We start from the raw sequence: 15,940 nt of genomic DNA, 5'->3' as shown, positions 1-15,940 counted from the left end.
CCGGACCCTCGAATTGTTGCGGTTTGGGACCAAACCGCAACAACTCAGCCCCGCCCGATTCCGGCCGGTTTGTGGGGGTCCTACAACACAGCGCCGGGATCTTGGTGCCTGCCGCCCGTGAGGCCCGACCACCGGCGCCACTAGCGTCACAGAGCGTGAGCCAACCACGTTCCGTCCTCGTCACCGGAGGCAACCGCGGCATCGGCCGCGCGATCGCCGAGGCCTTCATCGCCGCAGGCGACAAGGTCGCCGTCACGACCCGGAGCGGAGGCGCGCCGGACGGTGCGCTCGAGCTCAAGGCCGACATCACCGACGCCGCTGCCGTCGAGGCCGCGTTCGCCGCCGCCGAGGAGGCGCACGGCCCCGTCGAGGTGCTGGTCGCGAACGCGGGCATCACCAAGGACACCCTGCTCCTGCGGATGTCGGAGGACGACTGGTCGTCGGTCATCGACACCAACCTGACCGCCTCGTTCCGGCTCGCCAAGCGCGCGGCGAAGGGCATGCTGCGGCAGAAGAAGGGGCGGATCATCTTCATCTCCAGCGTGGTGGGCCTGCTCGGCTCGCCGGGCCAGGTCAACTACGCCGCCTCGAAGGCGGGCCTGGTCGGCATGGCGCGCTCGCTGGCGCGCGAGCTCGGCCCGCGCTCGATCACGGCCAACGTCGTGGCGCCGGGGTACGTCGACACCGACATGACCGCGGTGCTGACCGACGAGCAGAAGGAGGGGATCCGCAGCCAGGTCCCGCTGGGCCGGTACGCCGACCCGACCGAGATCGCCGGGGCGGTGCTGTTCCTCGCCAGCCCCGAGGCGGCGTACGTGACCGGCGCGGTGATCCCCGTGGACGGCGGACTGGGAATGGGGCACTGACGATGACCGGAATCCTCGCGGGCAAGAACATCCTCGTCGCGGGTGTCACCCTCGACACCTCGATCGGCTTCGCGGTCGCGAAGTTCGCGCAGGAGCAGGGCGCCACGGTCCTGGTCTCGAACTTCGGCCAGGCGCTGCGGATCACCCGTCGCATCGTCAAGCGGCTCCCGGACCTGCCCGAGGTCATCGAGCTCGACGTGACCGACACCGAGCACCTCGCGGCGCTGCCGGACGCCGTCCGCGCGGCGCTCGGTCCCGACGCGACCCTCGACGGGGTGGTCCACTCGATCGCCTACGGCAACCCGGAGACGCTGCTCGGGGGCAAGTTCCTGGACGGCCCGTGGGAGGACGTCGCGCAGGCCGTCCAGGTCTCGGCGTACTCCCTCAAGTCGCTCGCCGTCGCCTGCCGGCCGCTGATGACGGAGGGCGGCTCCGTGGTGGGCCTCACCTTCGACGCCAGCGTCGCGTGGCCGGTCTACGACTGGATGGGCGTCGCGAAGGCCGGCCTCGAGTCCTGTGCCCGCTATCTCGCCCGTGACCTGGGCGGCGACGGGATCCGGGTCAACCTGGTGTCCGCGGGTCCGCTGCGCACGCTGGCGGCCAAGGCGATCCCCGGCTTCGAGGACCTCGAGTCGATGTGGGCGACGAAGTCGCCGCTCGGCTGGGACAACACCGACCAGGAGCCGACCGCCAAGGCGGTCTGCGCGCTGCTCTCGGACCTGTTCCCGGCCACCACCGGCGAGATCGTCCACGTCGACGGGGGCTTCCACGCGATGGGCGCCTGACGCCTCCACCGGTACGCCTCCACCGGTACGCCTCATTCGGTACGCCGCAGCCAGCGTCGGGCGCCGAGCGTCATCAGCGCCCACACCGCGAGCACGATCGCGATCTCCTGGAACACGTACCACGGCCACGGTCCCAGGAGGTCGAGGAGCGAGCGTCCCGGCTTGCGCATGAGGTAGCCGTAGTTGGTGTCGGCGACCAGGTTGAACAGGTAGGTCCCGGCCGCCCACACCAGGGTCACGGCGACGGCCGAGCGGTAGTCGCGCCAGCGGGGCACCAGGCGCAGCCCGACGACGAGGTAGACCGCCGCCAGCACGATCAGCAGGTGCAGCGCCCAGAAGGCGAAGTACCTCGGGTGCGGCAGGTCCTCGTTGAGCGACGGCGTCACCACCCCCTGGATGGTCAGCGTCAGCCCCCAGAAGAAGGTCAGCGCGACCGGCAGCGACCGGTGCGTCCACAGCGCCCACGTCGCCGCGATCCAGGCCAGGTCGCACAGGTGCAGCGGCAGCGTGACGCCGAGCTCGAAGTTGAACGCCAGGTCGATCAGTTGGAACGGCACGGTCGCCAGCGGGATGAGCACCGCCCAGGTGCGGCTGAACCGGGTGGGACCGTCGTACGACGCGTGGCGGCGGCCGACGAGCACCACGACCACCAGCCCGACGGCGAACACCGCGAGCGGGAGGACGTGGGTGGGCCCGTACTGCGTCACAGCACTACCATGCACGGGTGGAGAAGCAACGGCTCCTCGTCGTCGTCCGACACGCCAAGGCGGAGCAGTCCGCCCCCTCCGACGTCGAGCGCGTGCTGAGCGCCCAGGGCCGGGCCGACGGCCGCGCCCTCGGGCGGTGGCTCGCGGGCCAGGGCGTCTCGCCGGACGCGGCCTACGTGTCGTACGCCGCCCGGACCCGCGAGACGTGGGAGGTCCTCGCCGAGGGTGCCGGCTGGGACATCGCGCCGACCGTCGACGGCAGCCTCTACGCCACCGACGAGGACGGCGTGCTGGAGCTCGTGCACACGACGCCGGGGGACGCCCGGACCGTGGTCGTGGTCGGTCACAACCCCACGATGGCCATGCTCGTGCAGCTCCTCGACGACGGCGAGGGCGCCGCCTCCGGAGAGTTCCAGCTGGGCACCTTCCCGACCGGTGCCGCGGCGGTCCTCGAGGTCCCGGGGGAGTGGACCGACGCGACGTCGATGGGCTGTCGGCTGCGCGCCTTCCACGTCGGCCGCGCCTGAGACGCCCGCCGTCAGGCGACGGGCGGGGCGGGGGTGACGATGCCCGCGGCGGCGTCGGCCGCCTCGATCTCCTCGCGGGTGATGCCGAGCAGGTACATGATCGCGTCGAGGTAGGGGACGTTGAGCGCCGTGTCGGCGGCCTCGCGCACGACCGGACGGGCGTTATAGGCGATCCCCAGGCCGGCGGCGGCGAGCATGTCGAGGTCGTTGGCACCGTCGCCGATGGCGATCGTCGCGTCCTCCGGTACGCCGAGGTCCGCGGCGAACTCGCGCAGCGCCTGGGCCTTGCCGGCCCGGTCGACGACGGCGCCGACCACCTCGCCGGTGAGCTTGCCGTCGACGATCTCGAGCGTGTTGGCGCGTGAGCGGTGGATGCCGAGGTCCTCGGCGAGGCGGTCGGTGATCTGGCTGAAGCCCCCGGAGACGATCGCGAACCGGTAGCCGAGGCGGCGCAGGGTGCGCACCATCGTCCGCGCGCCCGGGTTCACCACGATCGCGTCGTACACCTGGTCGAGGACCGAGGCGTCGAGCCCGGCGAGCAGCTTCACCCGTGCGCGCAGCGACTGCTCGAAGTCGAGCTCACCGCGCATCGCCCGCTCGGTGACGTCGGCGACCTCCGCCCCGAAGCCGGCGTGCTCGGCGAGCATCTCGATGACCTCGCCCTGGATCAGGGTCGAGTCGACGTCCATGACGATCAGCCGGACACCGTGCCGCAGGAGGTCCGCGGGCTGCACCGCGACGTCGATGCCGTGGGCAGCGGCGTCGCCGGCCAGCAGCTGGCGCAGCCGGTCCGGTCGGGCGCCCGACACGTCGAGCTCGATCGCGGTGACGGGGTAGCGCGCCATCCGCTCGATCCGGTCGATATTGCCTCCGCAGTCGGCGATCCGGCCGGCGATCGCCGCCATCGCCGACGCCTTGAGCGGTGCGCCGATGACCGTGACGTGGGCGCGGTCGCGGTGTCGGGTCCGGTTGTCGCCGGAGCCCTTCTCGATGTCGACACTCATGCCGAGCGCCTCCATGCTGGCTCCGAGCTGGCGTCGCAGCCGCTTGCGGTCGCGAGGCGCCGTCACCAGCACGCCCAGCACCAGGCGTCCGCGCATCAGGATCTGCTCGAGGTCGACGACGCTGACCCCGGAGCCGGCGAGGCTCTCCAGGACCGCGGAGGTCACACCGGGGCGGTCGGTGCCGGTGACGGTGATGAGGAGCGTGTCGTCCGCTGCGTCGTGAGGACTCATGGCGGGGTGCAGGCTACCGCTGCCCGGTGTCGTCGGCGGGTGGCGGCCAGCCGTCGGGCGAGCAGGCGGCGGTGAGCGCGTGCCGGGCGGCGCGCTCCAGCGGCTCCAGGCTGGCCCGGCGGACGGCCGCGTCGCGCGCCGAGAGGGCGCCGCCCTCGTCGCGCAGGGCGAGCGCGACGACCGCCTCAAGGTGCAGCGCCCGGGCGGCGAGGTCGACGCACCGGGTCGGCGTGCCCGGAGGAGCGACGAGGGGGACCCCGGCGCGCAGGTCGTGCAGCTCGTCGGCGACCAGCGGCTGCCACCGGGCGACGTCGAGGTCGGCGAGCGCGTTCGCCGCGGTCAACAGCGCCGCGCGGAGCCCGCGGTCGGCGTCGCCGAGGTCCGGCGGAGGGCGGCGCTCGGCGGGCAGCGCCTGCCATTCGACGGCGCGACCGACCTGGCGGGGGACCAGGCCGGTGCCCGGCAGCAGCACCACCTCGCCGGCCTCGATGGCGGCGGCGGTCAGCTCCCGCGGCCCGCGCAACCCGGCCGGATCGCCCGGGGCGGGGAAGGCCGCGGCGACGCCGTCCGCGCCGTGGTTGCGCGCGGCCGCGAGCTCGAGCAGCAGGGAGGACGGACCGTCGGAGGAGGCCACGACGTGGGTCACGTCGTCGCCGTGGACGGCATCGACGACCTCGTCGGGGCCGAGCCGCCCGCGCATCCAGGCCGTTCCCCACCAGGCCAACCGGGCGGATACGGGCAGGGCACTCACCCGCCGACCCTACTGGTCCGCCTGGATAGGGTGGCCCCCATGTCCGCCGTGCTCGAGCTCGCCGAGGTGACCGTACGACGAGGGCAGTCCACCTTGCTCGACCGCGTCAGCTGGGTGGTCCGCGAGGGCGAGCGGTGGATCCTGCTCGGCGCGAACGGTGCCGGCAAGACGACGCTCATGCAGATCGCCGGGGCGCAGCTGCACCCGACGTCCGGTGCCGTCGGCCTGCTCGGCGAGCTGCTGGGCACCGTCGACATCTTCGAGCTCCGGCCCCGGATCGGCGTCTCCAGCGCGGCGATCGCCGAGCAGATCCCGCGCAACGAGACCGTGCGCGACCTGGTCCTGACCGCGTCGTACGCCGTCCTCGGCCGCTGGCGCGAGGAGTACGACGCCGTGGACCATGACCGTGCCGACGCGCTGCTGCGCGAGGTCGGCGTCGCGCAGCTGGCCGACCGCACCTACGGCACCCTCAGCGAGGGCGAGCGCAAGCGGGTCCAGATCGCGCGGGCGCTGATGACCGATCCCGAGCTGCTGCTGCTCGACGAGCCCGCGGCCGGTCTCGATCTCGGCGGACGCGAGGACCTCGTCTCCACCCTCTCGGTCCTGGCCTACGACCCGCTGTCGCCCGCGACGGTCCTGGTCTCCCACCACGTCGAGGAGATCCCCCCGGGCTTCACCCACGTGATGATGCTGCGCGGCGGCAGGGTCGTCGCCCAGGGCCCGCTCGAGGAGACGCTGACGCCCGAGGCGCTGTCCGCCACCTTCGGGATGCCGCTCGTGCTGGAGCACCACGACGGGCGCTACGCCGCGCGCCGCAAGCAGCACCACCGGGGCTGACGCGGAGGCGCTCAACTACAGTGCGGCCATGGACTGGCTCCGGGACCACCTGTGGGAGGCCTGGCTGGGGACGGCCTTCGTCCTCGCCCTGGCCGAGCTGCTGAGCCTGGACCTGTTCCTGCTCATGCTGGCCGGCGGCGCGCTCGCGGGCGTCCTGACGGCGTTCGTCACCGACAACGTCGTGCTCCAGGTGCTCGTCGCCTCGGCGGTGTCGGTCCTGCTGCTCGCCGCCGTGCGCCCGCCTCTCGTCCGGCGCCTCCACGGCGGCCCGGACCTGGTGCTGGGCCCGGCGAGCCTGGTGGGCAGCCGGGGCATCGTGACCGAGCCCGTCGCCGAGCACCGGCCGGGCCGGGTGAAGATCGGCGGGGAGTCCTGGCTCGCCGTCGCCGAGCCGCCGGGCTCCGCGCTCGCCGTGGGTGAGACCGTCGAGGTCGTCTCGATCGTCGGCGCCACGGCCCATGTCCGTCCCGTGTCCGATCCCCGACTCGAGGAGTCCTCATGACCATCCTGGTCCTGCTCGTCCTCCTGCTCCTGCTGGTGATCACCGTGGTCGCGAAGGCGATCCGGGTGGTGCCGCAGGCCTACACCGGCATCGTCGAGCGGTTCGGCAAGTACAAGGAGACCCTCCCGGCCGGCCTCAACTTCGTGGTGCCCTTCATCGACAAGGTGCGCTACATCATCGACCTGCGCGAGCAGGTCGTGAGCTTCCCGCCGCAGGCGGCCATCACCGAGGACAACCTGACCGTCGACATCGACACGGTGATCTACTTCCAGGTGACCGACCCGATCGCGGCGACGTACGAGATCTCCAACTACATCCAGGCGATCGAGCAGCTGACCATGACGACGCTGCGCAACGTGGTCGGCGGCATGGACCTCGAGCAGACGCTGACCAGCCGCGAGTCCATCAACAGCGGCCTCTCGGCGGTGCTCGACGAGACCACCGGCCGCTGGGGCATCAAGGTCAAGCGTGTCGAGATCAAGGGCATCGACCCGCCGCCGTCGATCAAGGACGCGATGGAGAAGCAGATGCGCGCCGAGCGCGACAAGCGGGCGCTCGTGCTCTCGGCCGAGGGCCAGCGCCAGTCCGCGATCCTCACGGCCGAGGGCAACAAGCAGTCGGCGATCCTCAACGCCGAGGGTGAGCGGGAGTCCCAGATCCTGCGCGCGCAGGCCGACCGCGAGGCGCAGATCCTGCGGGCGCAGGGTGAGGGACAGGCCATCCAGACCGTGTTCCAGGCGATCCACGACGGTCGGCCCGATCAGTCGCTGCTGGCCTACCAGTACCTCCAGATGATGCCGCGCATCGCGGAGGGCGACGCCAACAAGGTCTGGGTGATCCCCTCGGAGATCACCAAGGCCCTGGAGGGCCTGGGCTCCTCGATCCACGAGGTCGCGGGCATCCCCAGGTCGACCTCGGGGCCGGCCAAGCGCGTCGACATGGGGCCCAGCGAGCCGGCGACGCCGGTGACCGGGACGAGCGCGGCGGTCCAGGAGGCCATCGCCGAGGCGGAGAGCGCCGCCCACCCGGGCCAGCCGCCCGCCGGGGAGTCGGCGGAGCCGGCGGAGTCGGCGCCGGAGGAGCCTCCCGCCGGGTGACGCTCCTCGAGATCGCGGCGGTGCTCCTCGCGGGCGTCGGCGCGGGGATGATCAACGCAGTGGTCGGCTCCGGGACCCTCATCACGTTCCCGACCCTGCTCGCGCTCGGGGTCCCTCCCGTGACCGCGAACATGTCCAACAGCCTGGGCCTGGTGCCCGGCTCGATCGCGGGTGCGATCGGCTACCGGCGCGAGCTGGTCGGCCAACGGGCTCGGCTGCTGCGACTGCTGGCGTTCTCGTCGGTCGGCGGGGTGGCCGGCGCCGTCCTGCTGATCGTCCTGCCACCGGGCGCCTTCGAGGCGGTCGTCCCGGTGCTGATCCTGCTCGGCATCGCCCTCGTCGCGCTCCAGCCCCGCCTGTCGCGCGCGGTCGCCGCCCGCGCCGCGCGCCGGCGGCCGGCCGACCCGGAGGCGGCAGCGACAGCGGAGGCAGCGGGCGGCAACGGCGAAGGACCCGTGGAGCGCTCCTGGTGGGTGCCGATCGCGGTCCTCGGCACCGGGGTGTACGGCGGCTACTTCGGCGCCGCCCAGGGCGTGCTGCTGATGGGCGTGCTGGGCATCGGCGTCACCGACGCGCTCCAGCGGCTCAACGGGATCAAGAACGTCCTGGTCGCCGTCGTCAACGCGATCGCGGGTCTCGTCTTCGTGACCGTCGCCGAGCTCGGCCTGTTCGGCGCCGAGGCCGAGGTCGACTGGCTCCTCGTGCTGCTCATCGCGCTCGGCGCGGTGTGCGGCGGCCTGCTCGGCGCGGCGGTCGGGCGCCGGTTGCCGCCGGTCGTCCTGCGTGCCGTGATCGTCGCGGTCGGCCTGGTCGCCGTCGTGACCCTGGTCGCCTGACCCTGGTCGCGTGAGCCTGGTCCGGCCGGGGACGCCGATGCTCCGGCTCAGGCGCCCTGCCTGCTCTGCCGCCGGCCGCGGACCAGCGCCAGCAGCCCGGAGCCGACCGCGCCCGCCGCGGCGCCGATGAGCATGCCGCTGGCGAGCTTCGTGACATTGCGCTGACCGAGCTCGATCACGCCGTTCGCCAGGTCGGCGCCGTCGACGGCGATGCCGACGACGGTCAGATTGCGCCGCAACGCACCGCGGGACACCAGCGTCACCGCGCCGAGCGCGATCTCGCGGGCGCCGAACATCCGGCCGAGGTAGTCGAGCTGGGGATTGCTGGCCGGGTCGAGGCCGAGCACGCGGGCGGTGGTCGACGGCGCGACCAGGGCGCCGGTGCCGATGGCGATACGCCCGAGGGAGAGGCCCGTGACGGGATCGATGTGGATGGCAACCATGCGCAGACCTTAGCCTCGATCCACGGATCGAGGCTCAGCCACGGATCGAGGCTTCGTGCTCGGCCCGGTGACCGCGTGGGATCCTTCTGCCATGACGACTCCGCCCTCCGGCAACGATCCGTACCAGCCGTACGGCCAGCCGTCCGATCCGTCCCCCTACGGCGGTCAGCCCCAGGGCCAGCCGCCGTACGGCCAGCCGTCCGATCCGTCCCCCTACGGCGGCCAACCCCAGGGACAGCCGTACGGCGCGCCCTACGGCCAGCCGACGCCGCCCTTCGGCTACGCCCCGCCGCCGGCGACCAACGGGCTCGCGATCGCCTCCCTCGTCGTCAGCCTGGTCTCGCTCGTCGTGTGCGCCGGCTTCACCGGCTTCGTCGGCGCGATCCTGGGACACGTCTCCAAGAGCCAGATCAGTCGGAGCAACGAGCAGGGCGCCGGCCTGGCGCTCGCCGGCATCATCGTCGGCTGGCTCGGCTTCGCGCTGTTCATCGCCCTGGTCGTCGGGTTCATCGCGCTCGGCGTCTGGGCCGAGAACTCGATCGACGACTGCTACACCCGCTCCGACGGCGTCTACCGCTGCGACTGACCTGCTCGCGTCCGGCGCTCGAGCCTGGATGCTCAGGCGCGGCGGACGTAGGTCGTCAGCCACCGGTCGATCTCGTCGTACGCGCGGGCCCGCGGCTCGGCCCGCGACAGCACCACGTCGTGCACCGCTCCGGGTACGGCGACGTACGTGACGTGCCGGCCGACCGCGACCGACCAACGCCGGATCTGCTCGACGTCCAAGACGATGTCGGTCGAGAAGACCTCCTCGTCCATGCCGGTGGGGTGGCCGGAGCGGTCGGAGGAGAGCACGAGCACCGGCGCCGGCACGTCGAGCCCGCGCTGCAGCCGGGCATGTCCCTGGCGCACCGCACGCAGCCAGCCCAGGCGCACCGGGAAGGAGTCGACCGGCTTCCAGGTGAGGTCGAAGTCCCACTCGCCCTGGTGGTCGCGGTGCAGGCTGCGCCCGTAGTAGCCACTCACGTCGCGGGGGAAGACCTGCAGCGGCCGGCGACGGCCGGCCTGGTCGAGCAGCCGGTTCGCGACGGGGGAGCGCATCCACGCCTTGCCCTGCAGGTCGAGCCACGGTGAGTTGAGCAGCAGCCCGGCGAGCTCCGGTGGCCGTCGGTCGTCGGCCCACAGCGCCACCACCAGACCGCCGGTGGAATGGCCGGACAGCACGACCCGCCGGTGACCGTCGCGGACGGTGATCCGCTCCCAGGCGGCGTCCAGCTCGGCGAAGTAGTCGGCGAGGTCCGCGACATAGGTCGCCGACTGGTGTGGCAGGAGCGAGCGACCGTACTTGCGCAGGTCGAGGCCGTACATGTCGTGGCCGCGCTCGAGCCACCACTCGCCGTACGCCGCGTGGAAGAAGTAGTCCGAGAAGCCGTGCACGTGCAGCGTCGCGTGCCCGGTCCGCTCGTCGGCGGTCCGGTGGACGAGCGTCGCGACGACCTCGCCCTCGAAGTCGTCGCCCAGCGGGATCGTCTCCGCCGTCCACGGCGCGCCCAGGATGTCGACGCTCGTCGTGTCGCTCACGTCATGAGTGTAGGGACGCCGGGTGCGAACCGTACGCTGTGCCGATGGATGACGCCGCAGCCTGGGCCCGGCTCCGCGAGAGGCTCCTGTCCCGGGGACGGATGCCGGCGCTCCCGACGGGCTGGCGGCACCAGTCGGCGATGATCGCCGCCGAGGGCTATGCGTACGGCGGGGACTTCATCGTCAGCGACCTCGACGTCGCGGCGGGACGACTGCGCACGGTCCTCGTCGACGTGTGCGGCAGCGGCGAGACGGCCGTGCCGGCCGCGCTCCAGTTCGCCGGCGCCCTGGAGAGCCTGATCCGGGTGGTGCCGTCCGACGAGCTGTTGCTCGACGCGAACGCCTACCTGCTGGGCCAGCCGTCGGGGGAGAGCATCGCGACGGCGGTCCAGCTCGACCTCGACCTGGTGTCCGGGGACTACCTGATCCGCAGTGCCGGTCACCCGCCGGCGCTCGTGTGGTCGCCGGCCACCCGGGAGTGGCGCATCGACAACGCGCGCGGCACGGCGCTCGGCGTCAGCGAGACGCTGGAGGTCAACGAGAGCTCCGGGACGCTCGCGGTCGGTGACGCCCTGCTGTTCTACACCGACGGCGTCGTGGAGTCGCGAGCCAGCGACATCGACGCCGGCATCGCCTGGTTGCGCGAGGCCGCCCGGGCGTCGTACCTCGCCGGGTGGGAGGGGGCCGCGCGGCGGATCATCGACGGCGTCGAGCGGGGCGACGACGACCGGGCGGTGCTGGTGCTGGCCCGCTGCTGACCTGCGCCGGACGAGGGAATATGGTTGACATGTCACCTGTTGGACGGGGTGACAGCACACCAGCACCCAGGAGCGGACCATGCAGATCGGCATCTTCACCGTCGGCGACGTCACCACCGACCCGACCACCGGGCGGACGCCGTCGGAGCACGAGCGGATCAAGGCGACCGTGGCGATCGCGAAGAAGGCCGAGGAGATCGGTCTCGACGTGTTCGCGACCGGGGAGCACCACAACCCGCCGTTCATCGCGTCCAACCCCACCGCGACGCTGGCCTATATCGGCGCCCAGACCGAGAACATCATCCTCTCGACCGCGACGACGCTGATCACGACCACCGACCCGGTGCTCATCGCCGAGGACTACGCGAAGATCCAGCACCTCACCGACGGGCGCGTCGACCTGATGATGGGCCGCGGCAACACGGGCCCGGTCTACCCCTGGTTCGGCAAGGACATCCGCCAGGGCATCAACCTCGCGGTGGAGAACTACGCGCTGCTGCGCCGGCTGTGGAGCGAGGACGTGGTCGACTGGGAGGGTCGCTTCCGGACCCCGCTGCAGGGCTACACCTCGACCCCGCGGCCGCTCGACGGCGTCGCGCCGTTCGTGTGGCACGGCTCGATCCGCAGCCCGGAGATCGCCGAGCAGGCGGCCTACTACGGCGACGGCTTCTTCCACAACCACATCTTCTGGCCGGCGTCCCACACCGAGCAGATGGTCCGCCTCTACCGCGAGCGGTTCGCGCACTACGGTCACGGCACCGCGGAGCAGGCGATCGTCGGTCTCGGCGGCCAGATCTTCATGCGTCCCAACAGCCAGGACGCGGTGCGCGAGTTCCGGCCCTACTTCGACAACGCGCCGGTCTACGGCCACGGCCCCTCGTTGGAGGAGTTCACCGAGCACACGCCGCTGACCGTAGGCTCACCCCAGCAGGTGCTGGAGCGCACCCTGTCGTTCCGCGAGTACGCCGGCCACTACCAGCGACAGCTGTTCCTCGTCGACCACGCGGGTCTGCCCCTCAAGACCGTCCTCGAGCAGCTTGACCTGCTCGGCGAGATCCTGCCGGACATGCGCAAGGGCTTCGCCGAGGGTCGCCCCGCGCACGTGCCCGACGCGCCCACCCACGCCTCGCTCGTCGCGGCGGCCGGCGGCGCGAAGGACGTGACCGTGCACGCCGAGGACACCATGACCGGCACCACCGACCGCGAGGAGGTCGACGCCCGATGACCGAGGTCGTCGTCGTCTCGGCGGGACTGTCCGTCCCGTCCTCGACCAAGCTGCTCGCCGACAAGCTCGGCGATGCCGTCGCCCGCGCGGTGGGCGCCCGCGGCCACGAGGCGCACGTCGAGCAGATCGAGCTGCGCCCGCTCGCCCACGCCCTGGCCGACCACCTGCTGACCGGGTTCCCGACGGGCGAGCTGGAGCGCGCGATCGAGGCCGTGCGGCACGCCGACGGCCTGGTCGTGGTCACGCCGGTCTTCTCCGCGTCGTACTCCGGGCTCTTCAAGACCTTCTTCGACGTCTTGGAGCCCGGCCTGCTCGACGGGAAGCCCGTGGTGGTCGCCGCCACGGCGGGCACGGCGCGGCACAGCCTCGTGCTGGACCACGCGCTGCGACCGCTGTTCGCCTACCTGCGCGCGGTCGTGCTGCCCACCGGGGTCTTCGCGGCCAGCGAGGACTTCGGCGCCACCGACGACGGCTCCCTCGACAAGCGGGTCGAGCGGGCGGCGGGTGAGCTCGCGGCCCAGCTCGGCAGCGCACCCGCGGCGCGGCCGGCAGCCCCCGCCCGGCGTACCGTCGCCGACGAGTTCGCGGCCCCGACGCCGTTCGAGCAGCTGCTCCGCGAGGCGAGCGGCGACGCCGTCCGCTGACCGTGACAGTGCTGGTGTCATGATGGGGGAGCCCGCCGTCGTGAGAGGAACACCATGCGCCGCACTGTCTTCGACGAGGACCACGAGTCCTTCCGCCAGACCATCCGCTCGTTCATCGAGGCCGAGGTGGTGCCGCACTACCAGGAGTGGTTCGAGCAGGGGATCGTCCCGCGCGACTTCTACCTGAAGCTCGGCGAGCTCGGCACGTTCGGCATCGAGGTGCCCGAGGAGTACGGCGGCGCGGGGATCGAGTCGTTCAAGTTCGCCGCCGTCCAGTACGAGGAGCTGTCCCGTGCCGGCGTCAGCTTCGGCGGCTCGAGCACGCACGTCGCGCTGTGCCTGCCGTACATCCTCAAGCTGGCCACCGAGGAGCAGAAGAAGCGCTGGCTGCCCGGGTTCGTCACCGGCGAGACGATGTTCGCGATCGCGATGACCGAGCCGGGCACCGGCTCGGACCTCGCCGGCATGACCACGACCGCCAAGCGCGACGGGGACGGCTATGTCCTCAACGGCGCCAAGACGTTCATCACCGGCGGCGTGCACGCCGACCGCGTGATCGTCTGCGCCCGGACCTCGCCGCCGCTGGAGAACAACCGCCGCTTCGGCATCTCGCTGTTCGTCGTCGACACGACGTCCGACGGCTACACGGTGGGTCGCAAGCTCGACAAGATCGGCCTGCGCACCTCCGACACCGCCGAGCTGTCCTTCTCCGACGTCCGGGTCCCGGCCGAGGACCTGCTCGGCGAGGAGAACGAGGGATTCAGCTACCTCGGTCAGAACCTGCCGCAGGAGCGTCTCGGCATCGCCTTCGGGGCCTACGCCCAGGCGGCCGCGGCGGTGCGCTTCACCCAGCAGTACGTCGAGGAGCGCAAGGTCTTCGGCCAGCCGGTGGCCCACTTCCAGAACACCAAGTTCGAGCTCGCCGCCTGCCAGGCGGAGGTCGACGCCGCCCAGGCCGTCGCCGACCGGGCCCTCGAGGCGCACGACCGCGGCGAGCTCACCGCGGTGGAGGCGGCCTCGGCCAAGCTGTTCTGCACCGAGGTCGCCTCCCGGGTGATCGACCGCTGCCTCCAGCTCCACGGGGGCTACGGCTACATGAACGAGTACCCCATCGCGCGGCTCTACGCCGACAACCGGGTCAACCGGATCTACGGCGGCACGTCCGAGGTGATGAAGCTGATCATCGCCAAGAGCATGGGACTGTGACGGGGGTGCAGGAATAGCCGGTCGACCGGTTGTTCTGTCACTTGACGGGCATTGCAACGCAGGTCAAGTGACAGTTTCGCCGGTCGACCGGCGATTCCTGCACCCGCTCAATGCCGATAGGTGCCGGTGAGGATCGCCCGGCCGAGGGTCTTGAAGGCCAGGTTGAACGACACGACCGCCGGGGAGGCGTCCGCGTCGACGCCGAGGGTCTCCTCGCCGACGGCGTGCACCACGAAGAAGTAGCGGTGCACCTGGTCGCCCTCGGGCGGCGCGGCGCCCATGAAGGACCGGGGACCGCCGTCGTTGCGGCACATGAAGGCATTGCCGGGGAGTGCGGCGTCGACCGCGCCGGCTCCGGCGGGGAGCGAGGTGGTGTCCGCGGGGAGGTCCACCAGCACCCAGTGCCAGAAGCCGCTCGGCGTCGGGGCGTCGGGGTCGAAGCAGGTGACGACATAGGACTTGGTGCCCTCGGGTGCCCCCGACCACGACAGCTGCGGCGAGGTGTTGCCGAGGGCCGCGACCTGGTCGTCCTTCAGCGGTCGGCCGTCGGTGACGTCGTCGCTCGTGAGGGAGAACGACGCGACGGTGGGGAGCAGGGCGTACGGGTCCGGGGCAACCGGGCGATCGAGACTCATGTCACCGAAGTTAGTCCGGGTGCTGGTCCGGTGGGCCAGGCGCCCCGCCGCATGCCGGGAGAATGTGCGTCGTGATGGACTTCCCGCCGTACCCCTCCGGTCTGCGCCTCGCCGGGCGCCGCGTGCTCGTCGTCGGCGGTGGGCACGTGGCCCAGCGCCGGGTGCCCCAGCTGATCGCGGTCGGCGCCGACGTCCACGTCGTCTCGCCGGAGGTCACTCCCGCCATCGAGGGCCTCGTCGGCTCGGGCGAGATCACGTGGCACGAGCGCGCGTTCATCGACACCGACCTCGAGGGTGCGTGGTACGTCATCGCGGTCACCGACGACCGGGCCGTCAACGACCACGTGTCCGAGCTGTGCGAGCGCCAACGGGTGTTCTGCGTGCGCTCCGACGACGCCACCCTCGGTACGGCGTGGACCCCGGCGGTCGGGCGCGAGGCGGGGATCACCGTCGCCGTGGTGGGCAACCGCGACCCGCGCCGCTCGGCCTCGGTCCGCGACGAGATCGTCGCGGGCCTGCGCGACGGCACGATCGCCGCTCCGCACCACCGCGACCGGACGCCCGGCGTCACCCTCGTGGGCGGCGGTCCCGGCGACCCGGAGCTGATCTCGATCGCCGGCCGCAAGGCCCTCATGGCCGCCGACGTGGTCGTCGCCGACCGGCTGGCCCCCCGCGAGCTGCTCGGCGACCTGTCGAGCGACGTGGAGCTGGTCGACGTGGCCAAGCTGCCGCGGGGCCGGTCGGCCCAGCAGGAGGAGATCAACCGGATCATCGTCGAGCGCGCGCTCGCGGGGAAGCGGGTCGTCCGGTTCAAGGGCGGCGACAACTTCGTCTTCGGACGCGGGTTCGAGGAGATCATCGCCTGCCGCGCCGCCGGCGTGCCGGTCACGGTGATCCCGGGCCTCACCTCGCCCGTGTCGGTGCCGGGCATCGCCGGCATCCCGGTGACCCATCGCGGCGTGACCCACGAGTTCACGGTCGTCTCGGGTCACCTGCCACCGGGCCACTCCGAGTCGCTGGTCGACTACGACGCGCTGGCGCGGATGCGCGGCACGGTCGTGGTGATGATGGGGGTCGAGAACGCGCCGCACATCGCCGCCGCCCTCGTGGCGGGCGGTCGTCCGGCGTCGACGCCGGTCGCCGTCGTCTGCGACGGCACCATGCCGACCCAGCGCACGGTGCTCGCCACCCTCGGCACCCTCCAGGACCGGCTGGTCGAGGAGGCGGTGAAGCCGCCCGCGATTATCGTGATCGGCGACGTCGTGGCCATCGCCCACCCCGACGCCTTCCCCGGCTGATCGGCTG

The 15,940-nt window shown here is 72.2% G+C and carries 19 protein-coding genes; 13 read left to right on the top strand and 6 right to left on the bottom strand.

Going from position 1 to position 15,940, the window contains the following annotated elements; translation table 11 throughout:
• The first annotated feature begins 155 nt into the window (after positions 1 to 155).
• Together ACPZVR_RS11450 and fabI are read left to right on the top strand one after the other, a co-directional pair.
• The gene (locus ACPZVR_RS11450; protein ID WP_436699711.1) at positions 156 to 866 is read left to right on the top strand and encodes a beta-ketoacyl-ACP reductase; all 711 of its coding nucleotides are present in this window, start codon (positions 156 to 158) and stop codon (positions 864 to 866) included.
• Between the two features lie 2 nt (positions 867 to 868).
• A complete protein-coding gene (fabI, locus tag ACPZVR_RS11445) occupies positions 869 to 1,651 on the top strand; it encodes an enoyl-ACP reductase FabI (RefSeq protein WP_436699710.1) in 783 nt (260 codons plus the stop codon).
• A gap of 32 nt (positions 1,652 to 1,683) precedes the next feature.
• Here the strand turns inward: fabI and ACPZVR_RS11440 are convergent, their stop codons facing one another.
• Positions 1,684 to 2,358 carry a YwaF family protein gene (locus ACPZVR_RS11440; protein WP_436699709.1) on the bottom strand — a complete coding sequence of 225 codons (675 nt, stop codon included), beginning with the start codon at positions 2,356 to 2,358 and terminating at the stop codon, positions 1,684 to 1,686.
• A 17-nt stretch (positions 2,359 to 2,375) separates the two neighbouring features.
• Here ACPZVR_RS11440 and ACPZVR_RS11435 point away from each other — a divergent pair, with 17 nt between their 5' ends.
• Entirely contained in the window at positions 2,376 to 2,885 is a 510-nt protein-coding gene (locus tag ACPZVR_RS11435) for a SixA phosphatase family protein (RefSeq protein ID WP_436699708.1), read from the top strand.
• 11 nt (positions 2,886 to 2,896) lie between these two features.
• Here ACPZVR_RS11435 and serB read toward each other — a convergent pair whose 3' ends face one another.
• Positions 2,897 to 4,120 carry a phosphoserine phosphatase SerB gene (serB, locus tag ACPZVR_RS11430; protein WP_436699707.1) on the bottom strand — a complete coding sequence of 408 codons (1,224 nt, stop codon included), beginning with the start codon at positions 4,118 to 4,120 and terminating at the stop codon, positions 2,897 to 2,899.
• Positions 4,121 to 4,133: 13 nt separating this feature from the next.
• On the bottom strand, positions 4,134 to 4,871 hold the full coding sequence (locus tag ACPZVR_RS11425; RefSeq protein WP_436699706.1) for an Rv1486c family protein: 738 nt from the start codon (positions 4,869 to 4,871) through the stop codon (positions 4,134 to 4,136).
• Between the two features lie 39 nt (positions 4,872 to 4,910).
• Between ACPZVR_RS11425 and ACPZVR_RS11420 the strand changes: the two genes are divergently transcribed.
• The 4 genes from ACPZVR_RS11420 to ACPZVR_RS11405 are packed head-to-tail and all read left to right on the top strand — an operon-like array spanning position 4,911 to position 8,143.
• Positions 4,911 to 5,708, top strand: a complete 798-nt coding sequence (locus tag ACPZVR_RS11420; RefSeq protein ID WP_436699705.1) for an ABC transporter ATP-binding protein — start codon at positions 4,911 to 4,913, stop codon at positions 5,706 to 5,708.
• A gap of 28 nt (positions 5,709 to 5,736) precedes the next feature.
• Positions 5,737 to 6,210 carry an NfeD family protein gene (locus ACPZVR_RS11415; RefSeq protein ID WP_436699704.1) on the top strand — a complete coding sequence of 158 codons (474 nt, stop codon included), beginning with the start codon at positions 5,737 to 5,739 and terminating at the stop codon, positions 6,208 to 6,210.
• Positions 6,207 to 7,307 carry an SPFH domain-containing protein gene (locus tag ACPZVR_RS11410; RefSeq protein ID WP_436699703.1) on the top strand — a complete coding sequence of 367 codons (1,101 nt, stop codon included), beginning with the start codon at positions 6,207 to 6,209 and terminating at the stop codon, positions 7,305 to 7,307. Before ACPZVR_RS11415 ends, ACPZVR_RS11410 begins: the two co-directional genes overlap by 4 nt.
• The gene (locus ACPZVR_RS11405; RefSeq protein ID WP_436699702.1) at positions 7,304 to 8,143 is read left to right on the top strand and encodes a sulfite exporter TauE/SafE family protein; all 840 of its coding nucleotides are present in this window, start codon (positions 7,304 to 7,306) and stop codon (positions 8,141 to 8,143) included. The genes ACPZVR_RS11410 and ACPZVR_RS11405 overlap by 4 nt, the downstream gene beginning before the upstream one ends.
• A 47-nt stretch (positions 8,144 to 8,190) precedes the next feature.
• Here ACPZVR_RS11405 and ACPZVR_RS11400 read toward each other — a convergent pair whose 3' ends face one another.
• A complete protein-coding gene (locus ACPZVR_RS11400) occupies positions 8,191 to 8,586 on the bottom strand; it encodes a DUF4267 domain-containing protein (RefSeq protein WP_436699701.1) in 396 nt (131 codons plus the stop codon).
• Between the two features lie 91 nt (positions 8,587 to 8,677).
• On the opposite strand from ACPZVR_RS11400, the gene ACPZVR_RS11395 reads away from it, so the two are divergent.
• Positions 8,678 to 9,172: a DUF4190 domain-containing protein gene (locus ACPZVR_RS11395; RefSeq protein WP_436699700.1), complete on the top strand. Its 495-nt coding sequence runs from the start codon at positions 8,678 to 8,680 to the stop codon at positions 9,170 to 9,172.
• A 32-nt stretch (positions 9,173 to 9,204) separates the two neighbouring features.
• Here ACPZVR_RS11395 and ACPZVR_RS11390 read toward each other — a convergent pair whose 3' ends face one another.
• Positions 9,205 to 10,167, bottom strand: a complete 963-nt coding sequence (locus ACPZVR_RS11390) for an alpha/beta hydrolase (RefSeq protein ID WP_436699699.1) — start codon at positions 10,165 to 10,167, stop codon at positions 9,205 to 9,207.
• Between the two features lie 44 nt (positions 10,168 to 10,211).
• Here ACPZVR_RS11390 and ACPZVR_RS11385 point away from each other — a divergent pair, with 44 nt between their 5' ends.
• The 4 genes from ACPZVR_RS11385 to ACPZVR_RS11370 all read left to right on the top strand — a co-directional run bounded on the left by ACPZVR_RS11385 (position 10,212) and on the right by ACPZVR_RS11370 (position 14,000).
• Positions 10,212 to 10,925, top strand: a complete 714-nt coding sequence (locus ACPZVR_RS11385; protein ID WP_436699698.1) for a PP2C family protein-serine/threonine phosphatase — start codon at positions 10,212 to 10,214, stop codon at positions 10,923 to 10,925.
• 79 nt (positions 10,926 to 11,004) lie between these two features.
• On the top strand, positions 11,005 to 12,150 hold the full coding sequence (locus ACPZVR_RS11380) for an LLM class flavin-dependent oxidoreductase (protein ID WP_436699697.1): 1,146 nt from the start codon (positions 11,005 to 11,007) through the stop codon (positions 12,148 to 12,150).
• Positions 12,147 to 12,794, top strand: a complete 648-nt coding sequence (locus tag ACPZVR_RS11375; protein WP_308089809.1) for an FMN reductase — start codon at positions 12,147 to 12,149, stop codon at positions 12,792 to 12,794. The genes ACPZVR_RS11380 and ACPZVR_RS11375 overlap by 4 nt, the downstream gene beginning before the upstream one ends.
• A 54-nt stretch (positions 12,795 to 12,848) precedes the next feature.
• Positions 12,849 to 14,000 carry an acyl-CoA dehydrogenase family protein gene (locus ACPZVR_RS11370; protein ID WP_436699696.1) on the top strand — a complete coding sequence of 384 codons (1,152 nt, stop codon included), beginning with the start codon at positions 12,849 to 12,851 and terminating at the stop codon, positions 13,998 to 14,000.
• Positions 14,001 to 14,107: 107 nt separating this feature from the next.
• Here ACPZVR_RS11370 and ACPZVR_RS11365 read toward each other — a convergent pair whose 3' ends face one another.
• A complete protein-coding gene (locus ACPZVR_RS11365) occupies positions 14,108 to 14,635 on the bottom strand; it encodes a YbhB/YbcL family Raf kinase inhibitor-like protein (RefSeq protein ID WP_436699695.1) in 528 nt (175 codons plus the stop codon).
• 74 nt (positions 14,636 to 14,709) lie between these two features.
• Here ACPZVR_RS11365 and cobA point away from each other — a divergent pair, with 74 nt between their 5' ends.
• On the top strand, positions 14,710 to 15,933 hold the full coding sequence (cobA, locus tag ACPZVR_RS11360) for a uroporphyrinogen-III C-methyltransferase (protein WP_436699928.1): 1,224 nt from the start codon (positions 14,710 to 14,712) through the stop codon (positions 15,931 to 15,933).
• Positions 15,934 to 15,940 lie beyond the last annotated feature (7 nt).

It is taken from the genome of Nocardioides segetis, assembly GCF_051390595.1.
In the GTDB taxonomy this organism is placed as follows: Bacteria; Actinomycetota; Actinomycetes; order Propionibacteriales; family Nocardioidaceae; genus Nocardioides.
The sequence above is the reverse complement of the archived record's forward strand: the minus strand, read 5'-3'. Positions and strand labels throughout refer to the sequence as shown.